This window comes from Bradyrhizobium sp. USDA 4501 (genome assembly GCF_054062115.1).
In genome coordinates, this window is sequence record NZ_JBSSEX010000001.1 from 208,508 (window position 1) to 225,869 (window position 17,362).

At 64.4% G+C, this 17,362-nt stretch carries 16 protein-coding genes; 7 read left to right on the forward strand and 9 right to left on the reverse strand.

All coding sequences use genetic code 11. The features are described 5' to 3' along the window. The first annotated feature begins 323 nt into the window (after positions 1–323). From ACVWZM_RS00955 to ACVWZM_RS00965, 3 genes are all read left to right on the forward strand, one after another. Positions 324–863, forward strand: coding sequence for a TRAP transporter small permease subunit (locus ACVWZM_RS00955; RefSeq protein WP_028334243.1), 540 nt, complete (start codon positions 324–326; stop codon positions 861–863). Next, positions 860–2,461, forward strand: coding sequence for a TRAP transporter large permease (locus ACVWZM_RS00960; protein WP_057017254.1), 1,602 nt, complete (start codon positions 860–862; stop codon positions 2,459–2,461). Before ACVWZM_RS00955 ends, ACVWZM_RS00960 begins: the two co-directional genes overlap by 4 nt. Before the next feature lie 217 nt (positions 2,462–2,678). Further along, on the forward strand, positions 2,679–3,959 hold the full coding sequence (locus ACVWZM_RS00965) for a M20/M25/M40 family metallo-hydrolase (protein ID WP_456851492.1): 1,281 nt from the start codon (positions 2,679–2,681) through the stop codon (positions 3,957–3,959). 33 nt (positions 3,960–3,992) lie between these two features. Here the strand turns inward: ACVWZM_RS00965 and ACVWZM_RS00970 are convergent, their stop codons facing one another. The 7 genes from ACVWZM_RS00970 to ACVWZM_RS01000 all read right to left on the reverse strand — a co-directional run bounded on the left by ACVWZM_RS00970 (position 3,993) and on the right by ACVWZM_RS01000 (position 11,181). Beyond that, positions 3,993–5,321, reverse strand: coding sequence for a sensor histidine kinase (locus tag ACVWZM_RS00970; RefSeq protein ID WP_253623955.1), 1,329 nt, complete (start codon positions 5,319–5,321; stop codon positions 3,993–3,995). A gap of 2 nt (positions 5,322–5,323) precedes the next feature. Then, a complete protein-coding gene (locus ACVWZM_RS00975) occupies positions 5,324–5,998 on the reverse strand; it encodes a response regulator transcription factor (protein WP_028344544.1) in 675 nt (224 codons plus the stop codon). Between the two features lie 389 nt (positions 5,999–6,387). After that, positions 6,388–7,476: a TRAP transporter substrate-binding protein gene (locus ACVWZM_RS00980; RefSeq protein ID WP_028334238.1), complete on the reverse strand. Its 1,089-nt coding sequence runs from the start codon at positions 7,474–7,476 to the stop codon at positions 6,388–6,390. Positions 7,477–7,716: 240 nt separating this feature from the next. Further along, positions 7,717–8,805: a TRAP transporter substrate-binding protein gene (locus ACVWZM_RS00985; protein ID WP_092084399.1), complete on the reverse strand. Its 1,089-nt coding sequence runs from the start codon at positions 8,803–8,805 to the stop codon at positions 7,717–7,719. Between the two features lie 308 nt (positions 8,806–9,113). Then, entirely contained in the window at positions 9,114–9,350 is a 237-nt protein-coding gene (locus ACVWZM_RS00990) for a hypothetical protein (RefSeq protein WP_076826437.1), read from the reverse strand. A gap of 205 nt (positions 9,351–9,555) precedes the next feature. Beyond that, on the reverse strand, positions 9,556–10,686 hold the full coding sequence (locus ACVWZM_RS00995) for an Mrp/NBP35 family ATP-binding protein (RefSeq protein WP_456851495.1): 1,131 nt from the start codon (positions 10,684–10,686) through the stop codon (positions 9,556–9,558). Between the two features lie 57 nt (positions 10,687–10,743). Continuing rightward, positions 10,744–11,181, reverse strand: coding sequence for a VOC family protein (locus tag ACVWZM_RS01000; protein WP_016843272.1), 438 nt, complete (start codon positions 11,179–11,181; stop codon positions 10,744–10,746). Between the two features lie 203 nt (positions 11,182–11,384). On the opposite strand from ACVWZM_RS01000, the gene ACVWZM_RS01005 reads away from it, so the two are divergent. The 4 genes from ACVWZM_RS01005 (at position 11,385) to ACVWZM_RS01020 (ending at position 15,236) form a co-directional block, all read left to right on the forward strand. After that, positions 11,385–12,257, forward strand: coding sequence for an NAD(P)-dependent oxidoreductase (locus ACVWZM_RS01005; protein WP_076826435.1), 873 nt, complete (start codon positions 11,385–11,387; stop codon positions 12,255–12,257). 295 nt (positions 12,258–12,552) lie between these two features. Beyond that, complete coding sequence (locus ACVWZM_RS01010; protein WP_057017245.1) at positions 12,553–14,160, forward strand: sensor histidine kinase; 1,608 nt, start codon at positions 12,553–12,555, stop codon at positions 14,158–14,160. Positions 14,161–14,416: 256 nt separating this feature from the next. After that, entirely contained in the window at positions 14,417–14,620 is a 204-nt protein-coding gene (locus ACVWZM_RS01015; RefSeq protein WP_028334232.1) for a DUF1289 domain-containing protein, read from the forward strand. Positions 14,621–14,645: 25 nt separating this feature from the next. After that, positions 14,646–15,236: a TIGR02281 family clan AA aspartic protease gene (locus tag ACVWZM_RS01020; protein ID WP_076826434.1), complete on the forward strand. Its 591-nt coding sequence runs from the start codon at positions 14,646–14,648 to the stop codon at positions 15,234–15,236. Between the two features lie 22 nt (positions 15,237–15,258). Here ACVWZM_RS01020 and catC read toward each other — a convergent pair whose 3' ends face one another. Together catC and ACVWZM_RS01030 are read right to left on the reverse strand one after the other, a co-directional pair. Further along, positions 15,259–15,549 (reverse strand): muconolactone Delta-isomerase, encoded by a 291-nt coding sequence (catC, locus tag ACVWZM_RS01025; RefSeq protein WP_141342335.1) that lies wholly within the window; start codon positions 15,547–15,549, stop codon positions 15,259–15,261. Between the two features lie 88 nt (positions 15,550–15,637). Continuing rightward, a complete protein-coding gene (locus ACVWZM_RS01030; RefSeq protein WP_141342334.1) occupies positions 15,638–17,215 on the reverse strand; it encodes a 4-hydroxyphenylacetate 3-hydroxylase N-terminal domain-containing protein in 1,578 nt (525 codons plus the stop codon). Positions 17,216–17,362: the final 147 nt, after the last annotated feature.

Consider the following 17,362-nt stretch of genomic DNA (forward strand, 5'->3'; position numbering starts at 1 on the left):
CGCGCGGCCTGTCCCCCGATTACCAAGGCGGGACAACAGTTTGCCGCGGCGTCAATTTGTCCATTTTCCGATTGACGGCGTTCCATGGCGCTGATTTGGTGAATCAGCTTTCACGCTAGTCTGGCCAGCATAGGCCGCTGCCCTCCGTCGGCTCCTGTCGACGATTCCCGGCAGCCAAGAACGGCTGAAGCGGATTTCGGGGGAGGACGAACGTTTGCAACTGCTCCTGAAAGTGAGCCGTGGCTCCGTGCGCATGCGCGCGGCGGCCAGATGATGCTTGAAGAGATATTCGGCGCGCGGATGGCGCGACCGTGGAGATCGTGATGCGCCCATTGTTGGCATTAAGTCAGGCCATCGACCAACTCAACGAGAAGATCGGCTACATCTGCAACCTGCTGGTGCTGATCTCGTGCCTGGTCAGCGCCGGCAACGCCATGATCCGCTACGCGTTCAGCTACTCGTCGAACGGCTGGCTCGAGGCGCAGTGGTACATGTTCGCGATCCTCGTGATGTTCGGCGCCTCCTACACCTTCAAGCGCAACGAGCATGTCCGCGTCGAGATCATGTATCTGATGCTGTCCGAACGCGGCCAGCTCTGGCTCGACCTGATCGGAACGCTGTTCTTCCTGATCCCGGCCTGCCTCCTGCTCGCCTATCTGTCATGGCCGTTCTTCTACCAGGCCTATGCAGTCGGCGAGATGAGCGGCAACGCCGGCGGCCTGCTGCGCTGGCCGATCAAGTTCGTTATCCCGTCCGGCTTCGTGATGCTTGCGCTGCAAGGCGTCTCAGAGGTGATCAAGCGGATCGCCGCGCTGCAGGGCTACGTGACCATCGACGCGAAGTATGAGAGGCCGACTCAATGATCACGCTGGAGATGATGCCGCCACTGATGTTCGGCGGCCTGATCGTAGCGATGCTGATCGGTTATCCGGTGGCGTTCACGCTCGCCGCGGTCGGCCTGTCGTTCGGGTTCCTCTCGATCTATCTCGGCTTCTTCGACCTCAACTTCCTGCAGGCGATCCCGGGCCGCATCTTCGGCAGCGTGCTGTCCAACGAGCTGCTGCTGGCGATCCCTTTCTTCACCTTCATGGGCGCGATATTGGAGAGATGCGGGCTCGCCGAGGACATGCTGGATTCGATGGGCCAGCTGTTCGGCCCGATCCGCGGCGGCCTCGGCTATTCCGTGATCATCGTCGGCTTCATCCTCGGCGCCATCACCGGCACGGTGGCGGCGCAGGTGATCGCGATGGCGCTGATCTCGATGCCGGTGATGATCCGCTACGGCTACAACATCCGCTACATCACGGGCGTGCTCGCCGCCTCCGGCACCATCACGCAACTTGTCCCTCCCTCTCTCGTCCTGATCGTGCTCGCCGACCAGCTCGGCAAGTCGGTCGGCGACATGTATCTCGGCGCCTGGGGCCCATCGGTGTTCCAGATCCTGCTGTTCGCCGGCTACACCTTCCTGCTCGGCATCTTCAAGCCGAGCCATGTGCCGGCGGTGCCGATCGAGGCGCGCACGCTGACCGGGTGGGCGCTGTGGAAGAAGTGCCTGCTCGGCATCATCCCCTCGGCGGTACTGATCTTCGTCGTGCTCGGCACCATGATGATGGGCCTTGCGACCCCGACGGAAGCCGGCGCCATGGGCGCGGTCGGCGCCATCGTGCTCGCCGCCATCCACCACAAGGATTTCAGCGCCACCGGCAACAAGGTGCTGATGGTCGGTGTGATCGCCGGCGGCATCGGCACCATCATCGCGATGCTCTACAGCGAGAACCTGCTCTTCAAGCTCGCCTTCGCGATCACCTACGCCGCGGTGGTCTGGATCTGCCTCGAGGCCGTCAAGATCCCGGACCTGCGCGACCTGATCAAGCAGGGCTACGAGACCACCATGCGGATCACCTGCATGGTCACCTTCATCCTGATCGGCTCGACCTGCTTCTCGGTCGTGTTCCTCGGCGTATCCGGCGGCACCTGGCTGGAGCACCATCTGACCTCGCTGCCCGGCGGCGTCTGGGGCTTCCTGATCTTCATCAACCTGTTCATCTTCTTCCTGGCGTTCTTCCTCGACTTCTTCGAGATCGCCTTCATCATCCTGCCGATGGTCGCGCCGATCGCGCAGAAGGTGCTGGCGCCGGTGGTCGGCCCCGACGCCGCGCTGATCTGGTTCGGCGTGATGCTCTGCGTCAACATGCAGACCTCGTTCCTGCATCCGCCATTCGGCTTCGCGCTGTTCTATCTGCGCGGCGTGGCGCCCAAGGAAGTGAAGAGCTCGGACATCTACTGGGGCGCAATGCCGTGGATCGGCTTGCAGGCGATCATGGTGGCGCTGGTGATCGCGTTCCCGGTCGTCGTCACCGGACTGCTCGACAAGCCGCTCGATGTCGACCTCAACAAGGTCAAGATCGAGGTGCCGCAGATCGACCTGCCGCCGCTCGACTTCGGACAGCCGAAACAGTAGCCCGGCATCAGCGCATTCGGCGTGCCCAGAGCATTTCGGTTCTGATTAAATCAGAACCGAAGCCCTGGATTCTCGTTTTGTCGCGTTTTCTTCACGCGAACCGGCGTCCACTTCGCTCGAAAACGCTCGCGGGCGCGAGGCACGCCGCTGTTGACGGCACCGGCGAGGCCTGTGAAGACGGGGATACGGATCGTCCTCCAACTCACAGATCGCCGCCATGCCCCGATTGCATCCCGCCCGCTCGCTCATTCGCCCGCTGATGCTGTCGCTTGGTCTGGCGCTTGCCGCGCCCGCAGCGCATGCAGCCGACATTCGCGCGCTGGCGCAACAGGAACAGCAGCCGCTGCTCGACACCCTGCGCGACCTCGTGCAGATCGAATCCGGCAGCAAGGACATCGAGGGCCTGAACCAGCTCGCCGAGCGCGTCGCCGGCCAGCTCAGGCAGCTCGGCGGCACGGTCGATATCCTGCAGACCACCGATATCTACCGCCTCGACGACACGCCGGAGAAGATCGGTCCCGCCGTGCAGGCCGTCTTCAAGGGCACGGGCAGCGCGAAGATCATGCTGATCGCGCACATGGATACGGTGTATCTCAAGGGCATGCTGAAGGACCAACCCTTCCGCATCGATGGCGACAAGGCCTATGGGCTCGGCATTGCCGATGACAAGCAGGGCGTCGCCACCATCCTCCACGCCGCGGCGTTGCTGCAGAAGCTGAACTTCAAAAATTACGGCACGCTCACCGTGCTGATCAATGGCGACGAGGAGATCTCTTCGCCCGGCTGGCGCAGCACCATCACCCGCCTCGCCGCGGAACAGGATGCCGTGTTCTCGTTCGAGGGCGGCGGCACCGACGGCACGCTGCGCCTCGCCACCAGCGGCATCGGCTCGGCCTACCTCACGGTGCACGGCAAGTCGTCGCATGCCGGCGCCAGGCCCGAAGGCGGCGTGAATGCGCTCTATGAGCTGTCCCACCAGGTGCTGCAGATGAAGGACCTGTCCAAGCCGGAGCAGGGCCTGAAGCTGAACTGGACGGTGTCCAAGTCCGGCACCAACCGCAACGTGATCCCCGCCGAAGCCACCGCCCAGGCCGATGCGCGCGCGCTCAAGGTGGCGGATTTCGACGAGCTCGAGAAAGCCCTGCAGGACAGGATCAAGAACCGCCTGCTGCCGGACTCCAGGGTGGACGTGAAGTTCGAGGTGCGCCGCCCGCCGCTCGAAGCCAGCGACACCTCGCGCCGCGTGGCCGGCCACGGCAAGACGATTTATCAGGAACTCGGCCTGTCGCTGAACGTCGCCGAGCGGGCCACCGGCGGCGGCACCGACGCCGCATTTGCCGCCCTCAAGACCAAGGGCGCCGTGGTGGAAGGCATGGGCCTGTCGGGCTTCGGCGCGCACTCCAACGATGCGGAATACGTGCAGATCAACAGCATCGTGCCGCGCCTCTATTTGATCACGCGCATGATCATGGATCTGTCCGACGGCAAGGTGAAGTAGACCGGCAAGGCCGCGGCGCGTTCGCTGGCCGGCTCAGGACGCCGCCGGCTCCGCCTTGGCGAGGCGGAAGCGCAGCGTGAACTGGGCGCCGCCGGACGGCAGGTTCTCCACCCTCACCGTCGCATCGTGATCGTCGACGACGCCGCGCACGATCGAGAGCCCGAGCCCCGCGCCGTCGGTGCGCTGGCGATCGCTGCGCCAGAAGCGCTGGAAGATCAGCCCCTGCTCGGCGGGCGCAATCCCCGGCCCGCAGTCGCGCACCTGCACCGAACCATTGTCGTGCACCTCGACATCGACCGAGGTTCTCTCGGCGGTGTACTTGATGGCGTTCTCCGCCAGATTGAAGATCGCCCGCTGCAGCATCTCCGCATTGCCCCTGACCTGCACCGGACTGTCGGTGCCGCGCAACGCGATATCTTTCCGCTGCGCCAGCGCGTAGGGCGCGATCGAGCCGACCACCTCGGCGCACACCGCGCGCAAATCCGCGGTCTCGCCGGGATCCAGCACCAGCGTGTCGAGCTCGGCGATCTCGAGCAGCTGGCTGACGATGCGGCTCATGCTCTCGATGTCGGCATGCAGCTCCCTGGTCCCCTTGGCCGCATCGAGCGTCTCGATCCGGGTCCTGAGGATCGCAAGCGGCGTGCGCAGCTGATGCGCGGCATCGGCCGTGAACTGGCGCTGCACGTGAAAGCCTTCCTCAAGGCGATCGAACGCCTGGTTGACGGCGGTCACCAGCGGCAGGATCTCGCTCGGAATCCCCTCCGTCGGGAGGCGGATATCGGTCCTTGCCGGCCCGATGCTTCTCGCCTCCTCCGAGGCCCGCAACAGCGGTGTCACCGCGCGGCGGAAGATCAGGATGTCGGTGGCAAGCAGGATCAGAAGGATCGGGATGGTGATCCAGCCGACCCGCCGAAAGAAATTGGAGACGATGTCGTCGATGATCACGTCGCGATGCGACAGGTCCTCGGCGACCAGGATGCGCAGCGTCTGGCCGCCGAGCAGCTTGGTGACGCTGGCACCGGAAATCCGGTTGGCGGACGCCGGCAGTCGCGGCGCCTCGCGATGCGACGAAAACAGCAGGTGACCGTCGGCATCGTAGATGTCGTAGCGGTAGCGGCCATAGGCGTCGGAATAGAGTCCCTTCAGGCTGTCCGGCAGGTTGAGTTGCACCTTGCCCGCGGCATCGACCGAGAGGTTCTGGCCGAGATCGGCGGCCTGGTCGCGCATCGCTTCGCGATGCAGCTGATTGATCTCCGAATTCAACAGCCACAGCAGCAGCAGCGGCAGGAAGATCGCCGCGACCGCGACCGCCACGATGTGCAGGAACGCGATCCGCGACGTCAGCGACTTGAAGCGGAACACGCCTACTTCTCCTCCGCCATCAGATAACCGACGCCCCGAATGGTATGAATGATGACCCTGGCGCGGTGCTCGGTGAGCAGCTTGCGCAGCCGCGACACGTAGACCTCGACCGCGTTCGAGGCGACCTCGCCGGACAGGCCGAAGATGTGGTCCTCGACATTCTTCTTCGGCACCACCCGCCCCTGCCGTCGCAACAGGATCTCCAGCACCGACGTCTCGCGCGCCGAGAACACGTGCGGAGCGCCGTCGACGAACACCTGCTTGCTCTCGGTGTCGTAGACCAGATTGGCGAGCTTCAGCGAGGAGCCGAGCAGCTGGCCGGGTCGGCGCAGGATGGCTTCGAGCCGCGCCACCAGCTCCTCCAGCGCGAACGGCTTCGCCAGATAGTCGTCCGCGCCGCTGCGCAGGCCGCTGACCCGATCCTGCAGGCCGCCCCGCGCGGTCAGCACCAGGACCGGCAGCGGATCGGTCTTGCGGCGAAGCTCCGACAGCACCGACAAGCCATCGCCGTCGGGCAGACCGAGATCGAGGATCATGGCGGCATAACTGACGCTGCGCAGCGCATCGCGCGCCTCGGCAACGCTGTTGACGACATCGGACTCATATCCCGCCGCCATCAGCCCGCTGGCGAGCAGCCGCGAGAGCTCGACATTGTCCTCGACGATCAGAAGGCGCATCGCAGCAATCCTGACTTCATTCAATCGATCTTCTGCTTGCTGTCGTCAAAACAAGACGCATGCGAAGGTGACGTCTCGATGGCGACACAAGCGCATGTTGCTCCAGCTCGTGTTACTGCCCTGAAAACAGATACCGCCTCCCCGCTGCAATCAAAATCTACGCCAGGCGCCTTTGATTGCGCCCGTGTAAGGCTGACGTCAGCTAGCCATGATAACATAACGGATTGCGCGTTCGCGCCCGGAGATCGAGAACTGGCAGCTGCCGCCACGGCCAGCGACCGGCGGTCATGCGTCTTCGCAAGCCGCGTCGCGCCGCGGCCGCGATCGCGGCATGGAAAAAGCCCCGGCGCTTTCGCTCCGAGGCTGATTTCCTGTCCAACTCGCAGCAATCACGCCTGCGAGTGGCGCGCCATGAAATTGTCGTAGCCGACCTCGGCGACCTGGAACCATTGATAGCCGTTGTTGGAGAACGAGGTCAGCGAGTCATAGACCTTCTTGAAGTTGGCGTTGGTCGCGGAAACCTCGGCATGCAGCTCCTTGGCGGCCTTGAAGGAAGCTTCCATCACCGCAGGCGGGAACGGACGCAGCTTGGTGCCGACCGCGAGCAGCTTCTTCAGTGCGATCGGATTGGCCTGGTCGTAGCGCGCCATCATCCAGTTGTTGGCGAGATGGCCTGCCTGCTCGAGCACGAACTGATAATGCTTCGGCAGCGCGTTCCACTTGTCGAGATTGATCATCGCCACCAGCATGGGGCCGCCTTCCCACCAGCCGGGGAAGTAATAGTTCGGCGCGACCTTGTAGAAGCCGAGCTTCTCGTCGTCGTAGGGACCAACCCACTCGGCCGCATCGATGGTGCCCTTCTCGAGCGCCGGATAGATGTCGCCGCCGGCGAGCTGCTGCGGCACCGCGCCGAGCTTCTGCATCACCTTGCCGGCAAAGCCGCCGATGCGGAATTTGAGGCCCTTGAGATCGTCGACGCTGTTGATCTCCTTGCGGAACCAGCCACCCATCTGGCAGCCGGTGTTGCCGGCGAGCAGCGAGGTGACGTTGTAGCTCTTGTAGAACTCGTTGAGCAGGTCCTTGCCGCCGCCCAGCATGAACCAGGCCTGGTTGAGGCGCATGTTGGGCCCGAACGGCACCGCCGAGCCGAAGGTGAAGGTCGGGTCCTTGCCGAAATAATAATAGGGCGCGGTGTGCCCCATCTCGACGGTGCCGTTCTGCACGGCGTCGAGCACCTGCAGGCCCGGCACGATCTCGCCCGCGGCAAAGGTCTGGATCTGGAATTTGTTGTCGGTGGCTTCACCGACCGCCTTCGCCATCAGCTCGGCGCCGCCGTGCAGCGTGTCGAGCGACTTCGGCCAGCTCGTCGTCAAGCGCCACTTGAGCTCCGGCATCGACTGCGCGATCGCGGGAGCTGCGACCGTGGCGGCGCCGGCGACGCCCAGACCCGTGACCTTGATGAAATCTCTTCGCTTCATTTGAATCCTGCCCTGTTCGATTGTGTTGTCCGAGCGTCGACTGCTTTCGATCGTCGCGCCGCTTTTCTTTTTGCCGTCATGACCGGTGACCGATCACACGCCGCCTTCGTGCCGAGGCTTCGGATGCGAGCATGGAGCATCCCCTTCACGAATGCCAGACGCAAAAAACCCGGCCTCCTTGCGGAGGCCGGGCAATGCGTTCGCGTCGCGCGAACGCTCGTCCAAAAGGCTAGACGCCAATCAGCCGCGGGTGCGCGAGCGGATCATGAAGCTGTCGAAGGTGTATTCGGCGACCTGCCACCACAGATACTGGTCGGAGCGGTACGCCTGCATGGCCTCGATCGACTTCTTGAAGTCGGCATTCTTGGCCGAGATTTCACCCCACAGCTCGTTGGTCGCCTTGAGGCAGGCCTCGAGCACCTCGTTGGTGAACGGACGCAGCTGCGTGCCGCCGGCAACCAGCCGCTTCAGCGCGGAGGGGTTCTGCATGTCGTAGCGCGCGGCCATCCAGCTGTTGGCGTTGGCGGCGCCGTTGGCCAGGATCGCCTGGTAGTTCTTCGGCAGCGCGTTCCACTTCTCCAGGTTGACGAAGGAGTGCACGGTCGGACCGCCTTCCCAGAAGCCCGGATAGTAGTAGTACTTGGCGACCTTCTGGAAGCCGAGTTTCTCGTCGTCATAGGGACCGACCCACTCGGCCGCGTCGATGGTGCCCTTTTCGAGCGCCGGATAGATGTCGCCGCCGGCGAGCTGCTGCGGCACCACGCCGACCTTCTGCAGCACCTGGCCGGCAATGCCGCCGATGCGCATCTTCAGGCCCGACATGTCGGCGACGGTCTTGATCTCCTTGCGGAACCAGCCGCCCATCTGGGTGCCGGTGTTGCCGGTCGGGAAACCGATCACGCCGAACTTCTTGAAGAACTCGTTGCCGAGCTCCTGGCCACCGCCCTGATACCACCAGGAGTTCTGCATGCGGGCATTGAGACCGAACGGCACCGACGCGTAGATCGCGAAGGTCGGGTCCTTGCCGACATAGTAGTAGGCGACGGTGTGCGACATCTCGACCGTGCCGTTGGAGGTCGCGTCCAGCGCCTGCAGGCCGGGGACGACTTCGCCCGCCGCGAACACCTGGATCTGGAACTTGTTGTCGGTCATTTCGGCGACGTACTTCGACAGCTCGACGGCACCGCCATAGATGGTGTCCAGCGACTTCGGGAAGCTCGAGGTCAGGCGCCACTTGATTTCAGGCGAGGACTGCGCGATCGCCGGCGCGGCAACCGCCGTCGCGGCAGCACCGGCCGCAGAAACTTTCAAAAAATCACGACGCTTCATCGTAAGACTTCTCCTTCAGGGGCGTTTCCCAGTGACCGCAAGCAGTTCTCCGGCAGCCGCGTGAAAGGCTTGCCGAGGCGCTCTGGGTCGGCCCTTTAACACGGAAGGCGGCGTCACGGAAACGCGACAATGGCATGACCGCGCCAATTAAACGAAAGTCTGATGAGGCTGGAAATCAGCCGGAAAATGCGCCTTCAGGCAGCGACGATGACGCCTGGCAGGTGGCCGCGGAGCTGCCGCCGACCGCGCGGTAAATCGCCGCGTGCGGACCGTCCGGCCCGCTCTCAACCGTCGGGTTACCGGAGCTATCAGCGCCGCGTCGTCGCCCGCGCCTTCTTGGCTTGATCAGCCAAATACCGCCCGCGCCGGATCCAGCTTTGCGCGGTTGTCTTGCTGACACCATACGTCTTGGCGATCACCTCGGCGGCCTCGCCGATCGAGTCGGATTTCTTGGCCATGTTGAATGCCAGCCGGGAGGCCTCTGCGCGCTTCTCCCGCGTCAGATGTTTGCGGTGCTGTTTGTTTGCTTCGCGTGATGCTGCCATGTCGATGGTCGCCTCACGGCCCCTTCCCGCAGTTTGGTTTCACCCGTGGCCGCCTTCCGCTGATCGAAGGGTGGTACGATTCGGCCACTCCTGCATAAACATACAGGCCGGAACCGATTCAGCAATCGTCCAAACGCCACGGGCCTGTGAAGAAAGCCCGCCGGGCTCCCGACGCTTCGCGACCAATCGGCCCAGCAGCGCAGGCTCAGGCAGCCGCGATGACGCCTTGCAGCTGCTCACGGACCTTGCCGCCGATCGCGCGGTAGATCGCCGCGTGCGGGCCGTCCGGTTCGCTCTCGACCACCGGGTTGCCGGCATCGGAGGCGGTGCGGATCGCGATGTGCAGGGGAATCTCGCCGAGGAACGGCACCCCCAGCTTCTCGGCTTCGTGGCGGGCGCCGCCATGGCCGAAGATATCCGAGCGGGTGCCGCAATGCGGGCACTGGAAATAGCTCATGTTCTCGACGATGCCGAGCACCGGCACGCTGACCTTCTTGAACATCGCAAGCCCGCGCCGGGCGTCGATCAGCGAGAGGTCCTGCGGGGTCGAGACGATGACGGCGCCCTTGAGCGGAACGTTCTGCGCCAGCGTGAGCTGGGCATCGCCGGTGCCGGGCGGCATGTCGACCACGAGCACGTCGAGCGTGCCCCAGGCGACGTCGCGCAGCATCTGGGTGATCGCCGACATCACCATCGGCCCGCGCCAGATCATCGCGGTGTCCTCCTCGACCAGGAAGCCGATCGACATGATCGACAGGCCGAAGCGCTGCAGCGGGACCATCTTCTTGTCGTCATTGAGCTGCGGCTTCTCGCGGATGCCGGTCAGCCGCGGCACCGACGGGCCGTAGATGTCGGCGTCGAGCAGCCCGACGCGCAGGCCGAGGTCGCGCAGGCCGAGCGCGAGGTTGAGCGCCGTGGTCGACTTGCCGACGCCGCCCTTGCCGGAGGCGACGGCGATGACGGCGGAGATGCCGGGGATCTCGGCCTGCCGGGCCATCGGCGATTGCCCGCCGGGCGGATGCGGATGGCGATGGGCGGACGCCGGCGGGACGCCGCCGGCCGGCCGCGGCGCCGGTGCCGCAGCGCCCGCCTTGCGCTCGGCGGTCAGCGCGATCATCGCGACGCTGACGCCGGGAACGGCGCGCACGGCATTCTCGGCCTGCGCACGCACGCTCTCCCAGGCGCGGGCCTCCGCGGCGTCGACATTGATCGAGAAGAACACCTTGCCGTCGGTGACCGTGATCGCCGACAGCACATTGGCGTTGGTCAAGGCTGTGCCGCGTGGCGACATCACCTTGGCAAGGCAATCGAGGACCTGTTGCTGCGTCACGCTCACCGCGCATCTCCTGGAAAGTTCAAGAGACCGACCCATAGAGCGTTGCAGCGCAAAAGGCTACCTCGCTCCGACGTCGTCCCGCCGCTCGGCCGGCGCGGCGGAGCCGCCTTCCTTGGCGGCCTCGTAGTTCAGCTCGATCATGACCCCGTTGGGGTCGTTGACGAAGATCTGCCAGAGATCGCCGCCGGGAACCTGGCGCGAGTCGAATTCCATGCCCTTGGACTGAAGCCGCTGCCGCATCCCATCGAAGCCCTGGCTGGCAAAGGCGACGTGATGGACGACGCCCGAGTCAGGCTTTTGTGCCTCGTCGGTCGCCGAAATATCGACCAGATGCACGACCGCCTTGCCCTCGCTGTACATCCACGCACCGGGGAACGCGAAGTTCGGCCGCGCGCCCTTTTCCAGGCCCAGGATGTCCTCATAGAACCGCACCGTGGCGGAGAGATTCCGGGTCCGGATATTGAAATGATCGAGCACACCGACGCTCATGCCCATGCGATACACTCCCTTTTTTGTGAAGTTCGTTGGTGGCCCAATCCTAGCACAAAACCGCCTTCTGCCATCCCACCAAGGCCGTTGCCCTCCGCTGCACAGGGGGTATGGTGCGGCTCCTTCCATGGACGGAATGCCCTGCCCGCCGCGACGTTTTCCGGCGGTCTCAAGGGGCGATCACCACGGCAAATCACAAGGTAACAGATATGGCTAAAGTCGCTTTCCTCGGTCTCGGCGTGATGGGTTTCCCGATGGCGGGACACCTCGTGAAAAAAGGCGGCCATGAGGTCACCGTGTACAACCGGACCGCGGCGAAGGCGAAGGAATGGGCCGACAAGTTCGGCGGCAAGACGGCGCCGACCCCGAAGGCCGCCGCCGAAGGCCAGGATTTCGTGATGTGCTGCGTCGGCAACGACAACGACCTGCGCGCGGTCACGATCGGCCCCGACGGCGCCTTCGCCGGGATCAGGAAGGGCGCGACCTTCGTCGATCACACCACCGCCTCCGCCGAGGTCGCCCGCGAGCTCGATGCCGCCGCGACCAAGGCCGGCTTCAAATTCGTCGACGCGCCGGTGTCGGGCGGCCAGGCCGGCGCCGAGAACGGCGTGCTGACTGTGATGTGCGGCGGCAGCGAAGACGCCTATGCGGGCGCCGAGCCGATCATCACCGGCGCTTACGCGCGGATGTGCAAATTGCTCGGGCCGGCGGGCGCCGGCCAGCTCACCAAGATGGTCAACCAGATCTGCATCGCCGGTCTGGTTCAGGGCCTGTCGGAGGGCATCCACTTTGCCAAGAAGAGCGGCCTCGACGTCGCCGCCGTGATCGAGACCATCTCCAAGGGCGCGGCGCAGTCCTGGCAGATGGAGAACCGCTACAAGACCATGAACGAGGGCAAGTACGATTTCGGCTTCGCGGTCGAGTGGATGCGCAAGGACCTCTCGATTGCGCTGGCGGAGGCCCGCCGCAACGGCGCCACCCTGCCCGCCACCGCGCTGGTCGACCAGTTCTATGCCGAGGTCGAGAAGATGGGCGGCAAGCGTTGGGACACGTCGAGCCTGCTGGCGCGGCTGCAGCGGTAACACTTCCCACCATTTCGTCATGCCCGGGCTTGTCCCGGGCATCCACGTCTTTGGATCCACGAAAAGCAAGACGTGGATGGCCGGGACAAGCCCGGCCATGACAACATGGAATTGTCAGACCCGGCGTGCGCGTGTGCGCCCGCCATCGCACAACAGCGGGACCCCCGCGCAAAAGTTAATTTAACTCCCCGTTTACGCTTTTCCTTAGCTCTTTAAGGCAACGCTTAATGATTTAGCGTCACAGATAGACAATGCAAAAAGCCCGCGCGGTTCGTGGGCAGGATTTGTGTTGTTGATGAGTAATCCCGCAGAAAAGCCTGAAGTTGTAGCGCTTCCGGCAGGACCTCAGGTGACGGTGCCGGTGAACAGCCGGCGCGTCGCCGCGCAGCGGGTGCGCGAGGCGCGGGATCGGTTAACGTCAACCAGTGGAACCCGCCCGGCGTTCGACGCCGAACTGCTCCGTCAATACGCCCAGACCCGGATCTCGGCGTCCTACGTCGTGATGCTGCTCGTGGTGGCAACCGGCGTGCTGTTTGGCCTCTGGATGAAGCCGATCGTGGCCGGCGCCTGGACAGTCGGCATCCTCTGCGTCCATCTCGCGATCATCCGCAGTTGTTCCCGCTTCCTCGCCGAACCAACCTCGGTCGCGGTCACCCGCAAATGGCGGACCCGCTTCGTGCTGCTCGACCTGCTCTACGGCCTGTGCTGGACCGCGATCCTGATCCACCCCGCCGGGCGCGATCTCGCCTCCAACACGCTGATGATGTTTTTGATGCTGCTGGTGATCGCGGTCTCCAGCATGCTGGCCGCGAGCCTGCCGATCGCGGCCCTTGCGGCAACGGTTCCGGTGACGGTCGGGATCGCGCTCGACCTCGTGCTCAATGGCGCGTTCGACAATTACGTGCTGGCGCTGCTGGCGCTTGCGGCCGAAGGCTATTTCGCCTTGCTCGCGCACCGCCTGCATTCGACCACGCTGGCGACGCTGGAGGCCCGCGCCGAAAAGGATGCGCTGATCGGCGAGTTGGAACAGGCCAAGGCGATCTCGGACGAGGCGCGGCACCGCGCCGAGTCCGCCAACGTCGCCAAGTCGCGCTTCCTCGCCCAGATGAGCCACGAACTGCGCACGCCGCTCAATGCGATCCTCGGCTTCTCCGAGGTGATGAAGAGCGAGATTTTCGGCGCGCACACCGTGCCGGTCTACAAGGAATATTCCGCCGACATCCATAATTCCGGCGTGCATCTGCTCAATCTCATCAACGAGATCCTCGACCTGTCGCGCATCGAAGCCGGCCGCTACGAGCTGAACGAGGAGGCCGTGGCGCTGGTGCATGTCGTCGCCGATTGCCACCATCTCCTGAAGCTGCGCGCCTCCAGCCGCGGCATCACCATCCACGAGGTGTTCGAGCACGGCATGCCGAGGATCTGGGGCGACGAGCGCGCCATCCGCCAGGTCGTGCTCAACCTGCTCTCCAACTCGATCAAGTTCACCCCGCAGGGCGGCGAAATCTGGCTGAAGGTCGGCTGGACCGCGTCGGGCGGGCAATATCTGAGCGTCAAGGACACCGGAAGTGGCATCGCCGAGGACGAGATCCCGGTCGTGCTGGCCTCCTTCGGCCAGGGCTCCAACTCGATCAAGTCGGCGGAACAGGGCGCGGGCCTTGGCCTGCCGATCGCGAAAAGCCTGATCGACATGCATGGCGGCACCTTCACGCTGAAGTCGAAGCTGCGCATCGGCACCGAGGTGATCGTCACCTTGCCGCCGGAACGGGTGATGAGCGCGCTGGCGCCGATGGCGGAAGAAGCGCCGCCGATGCAGCCGCCGGAGCCCGTCGAGCCCGCGATGGGCGCCGACCGGAAGCGCGTGCGCCGCAAGTCGATCATGAGTGCCGGCACCGGATTGTAGAGCATGTCGCGGAAGATCTTGACGCAGTTATCGATAGAGCCCTTTCCGTTCCGATCGATTCGGAACGGGGCTCCAGATCTTGGTTCTGACGCGCTCTCTCTACGCGAACCGGTATCCACTTCGCTCGAAAACGCTTTGGCAACAAACCCAAGGCGTTCGCGCCAGGACCATGCTCGCGACAAAATGCCGAGGCGTGATGCAGCATCCCATGTCAACCGGCTTGCACCGGCCGCCGAAACCGTTCAACACTTGAACAATGAGCTCAGAGACGCCGTGTATCGCAGTCTGCATGATGGACCCCAGGACGAAGCTCTGCTTCGGCTGTGGCCGCACGCTTCCGGAGATCGCGCGCTGGCACAAGATGGACCGCGCGGAGCGGCTATCGGTGATGGCGACGTTGCCGGCGCGCATGGCCGAGGCTGGGCTCGAGCGCATGGAGCCGCGTCCGAAGCGCGCGTGATCGGCGTTGCGGCGGGAGTGGCGCCGTGACCCGTATCCTCCTCGTCATCGTGCTGCTGATGGCAACCGCCGGCGCCGTCGTTGCCTATGGCGACCCCGAGCAGATCGCCCGCGCCAGGGAGAATCTGACCCAGATCTTCGGCCGCAGCATCACCGCCTCAGCCTCGACCTCCAGCTCCGCCCCCGCCGTGCAGATCGCGCGCGGCCAGGGTGGCGAGTTCGCGTTCCGCGCCAAGATCAACGGCGTCAGCGCCCCGATGGTGATCGACACCGGCGCGACCTCGGTCGTGCTGACCTGGGAAACCGCGAAAGCGATCGGGCTGCCGATCGATATGCTCGAATACAATGTCGACCTCGAGACCGCCGGCGGTCACACCAAGGCGGCGCGGCTGACGCTCGACCGGCTCGCGGTCGGCAAGCTGGTCGAGAAATCGGTGCCGGCGCTGGTGGTGCAGCGCGGGCAGATGAAGACCAACCTGCTCGGCATGAGCTTCCTCGACCGGCTCGAGAGCTGGGGCGTTCGCGCCGACACGCTGAGCCTGACCGGCTACCCCGATGTCACCGGCAGCATCAACACCTCAAGCCGCCACCGGCGCGCGCGCACGGCCGTCGACTAGCGCGACGGCGCCTACTCCACCACTACCGGTCGTCGTCGTGGATCGACGACGGGTGCCGGCACAGCGGCGTGACCTGGATCTCCATGAACGGAAACAGCGGCAGGCTGGACAGGATGTCGTGCAATTCCTGCGCGCCGGAGACGTCGAAGATGCTGACATTGGCGTAGCGCCCGGCCACCCGCCACAGATGGCGCCAGGCCCCGGTACGCTGCAGCTCCATGGCACGGACGCGTTCCGCCGCCTTCAGCGCGTCGACCTTCTCGACCGGGAGATCGTGCGAAACCCGCACATCCATTTCGACGTGGAACAGCATGACAAGTGAACCCCTTCTGCAACAAGATGGAACAGCGTGGAGCCGCCACGCAACTTGTGGCGGCTCCATTGATCCGTCTAACAAATCGTCAGCCCTGCACCAGACCGCGGCTGACGAGGTTGATGTCGTCGGGGTTGACGAGGTCCTTCGCCGTCCAACCGGAGACGTCGTAGTCGCTCATGCAATTGCGCACGAAATCCTGCATGGCGCCGAGGTCGCCGGTGGCGCTCGCGGCCATCAGCGTCTCGACGCGCAGGTTCTCGTAATTGCCCGCATAGTTGCGCTCGTAGAGCTCATGCCGGCCGCCGAACTCGGAGCCGACCGCGTCCCAGAGCAGCTTCAGCAGCTTGATCCGGTCGATCGCGGCATAGCCGTTGGAGCCGCGCACGAAGCGGTCGAGATAGGGCCGGATCGCCTCGCTCTCCAGATCGGCCGAGCTCGACGGCAGATAGATCAGGCCGCTCGCCACATGACGCTCGATCAATTCCTTGATCCGCGGATAGGCCATCGGTGCGAACACGCGATAGGCCAGCCCGTAGTTCAGATTCGGCAGATTGTAGCCATCGGTCCCCTGCCAGGCGATCGGCGATTTCACCATCGCATCGGCAATGCCGTGGAACAGATTGCGCCAGGCGATCACCTCGCCCACCGCCGTCTGCACGCCGCGAAAATCCTTCGACCCGGTCGCCTCGACTGCCATCGAGAACAGGCCGGCGATGAAGTCGAGCTTGACGGCAAGCCGTGTCACGCCGTGCAGCGTGAACCGCGGGATGAAGCCCGAGGCCGGGAAGAACTGGTTGATCTTGTCGGCGTCGCCATAGATGAAGACATTCTCCCAGGGCACCAGCACCTTGTCGAACACGAGAATCGAGTCGTTCTCGTCGAAGCGGCTGGACAGAGGATAGTCGAACGGCGAGCCGGTCGCCGCCGCGGTGAATTCGTAGGACGAGCGGGCAATCAGCTTGATGCCCTTGGCATCCATCGGCGCCGTGAAGATCAGCGCGAACGACTTGTCCTTGATCGGAATGCCGTAGTGGGCGATGAAATTGTAGTGCGTCAGCGCCGAGCCGGTCGCGACCACCTTCGCGCCCGAAACGATCAGGCCGGCGTCGGTCTCCTTCTCGACATGCATGAAGACGTCACGCACCTCCTCGATGGCGCGGTCGCGATCGATCGGCGGATTGACGATGGCATGATTCCAGAAGTCGAGACGCTCCTGGGTCCGGGCATACCACTTTTTCGCATTGCCGGCGTAATCGCCATAGAAGCTTGAATTCGCCCCCAGCGTGCCGAGGAACGACGCCTTGTAGTCCGGCGAGCGGCCCATCCAGCCGAACGCAACCTTCTGCAATTCGGCAATCGCATCGCGGCCCTTGACGAGGTCGTCGGCCGTCTTCGAGCCGAGGAAGAACGGATGGGTCAGCTGTCCCGAGCCGGTGTCGGTCAGGACGCCGATCTGATCCTTCTTCTCATGGAAACGGTCGTACCAGCGCGCCACCATCCGCGCCGAATTGCGGAAGGCTGGATGCTGGGTGACGTTCTTGACGCGCTCGCCGTAGATGTAGATTTCCCGGCCATCCTGGATGCTGTCCAGGAATTCCGCACCGGTATAGACGCTGGTGGTCGACGCTGGCACGTCGGCCCGCAGGGCTGCTGCTGTAGTCATGGGTTTCTCCTCCGCTTGTGTCGCTGGACCGGCGGCGTTGCCACACCGGCCTTAAGACCATCTCGTCACGCTCTTGGACGGCGTGACATCGGAGGAAACGCTACGCGCTCACCCGAAGCGGGCGAAAGGTATCACACCATACCGCGC

Bases quoted from the DNA above. Each gene is read 5' to 3' on its own strand.
- ACVWZM_RS00965 (WP_456851492.1), top strand. From the start codon at position 2,679: ATGCCCCGATTGCATCCCGCCCGCTCGCTCATTCGCCCGCTGATGCTG.
- ACVWZM_RS01010 (WP_057017245.1), top strand. From the start codon at position 12,553: ATGAGTAATCCCGCAGAAAAGCCTGAAGTTGTAGCGCTTCCGGCAGGA.
- ACVWZM_RS00975 (WP_028344544.1), bottom strand. From the start codon at position 5,998: ATGCGCCTTCTGATCGTCGAGGACAATGTCGAGCTCTCGCGGCTGCTC.
- ACVWZM_RS00955 (WP_028334243.1), top strand. From the start codon at position 324: ATGCGCCCATTGTTGGCATTAAGTCAGGCCATCGACCAACTCAACGAG.
- catC (WP_141342335.1), bottom strand. From the start codon at position 15,549: ATGCTGTTCCACGTCGAAATGGATGTGCGGGTTTCGCACGATCTCCCG.
- ACVWZM_RS01030 (WP_141342334.1), bottom strand. From the start codon at position 17,215: ATGACTACAGCAGCAGCCCTGCGGGCCGACGTGCCAGCGTCGACCACC.
- ACVWZM_RS01005 (WP_076826435.1), top strand. From the start codon at position 11,385: ATGGCTAAAGTCGCTTTCCTCGGTCTCGGCGTGATGGGTTTCCCGATG.
- ACVWZM_RS00980 (WP_028334238.1), bottom strand. From the start codon at position 7,476: ATGAAGCGAAGAGATTTCATCAAGGTCACGGGTCTGGGCGTCGCCGGC.
- ACVWZM_RS00990 (WP_076826437.1), bottom strand. From the start codon at position 9,350: ATGGCAGCATCACGCGAAGCAAACAAACAGCACCGCAAACATCTGACG.
- ACVWZM_RS00985 (WP_092084399.1), bottom strand. From the start codon at position 8,805: ATGAAGCGTCGTGATTTTTTGAAAGTTTCTGCGGCCGGTGCTGCCGCG.
- ACVWZM_RS00960 (WP_057017254.1), top strand. From the start codon at position 860: ATGATCACGCTGGAGATGATGCCGCCACTGATGTTCGGCGGCCTGATC.
- ACVWZM_RS01015 (WP_028334232.1), top strand. From the start codon at position 14,417: ATGAGCTCAGAGACGCCGTGTATCGCAGTCTGCATGATGGACCCCAGG.
- ACVWZM_RS01000 (WP_016843272.1), bottom strand. From the start codon at position 11,181: ATGGGCATGAGCGTCGGTGTGCTCGATCATTTCAATATCCGGACCCGG.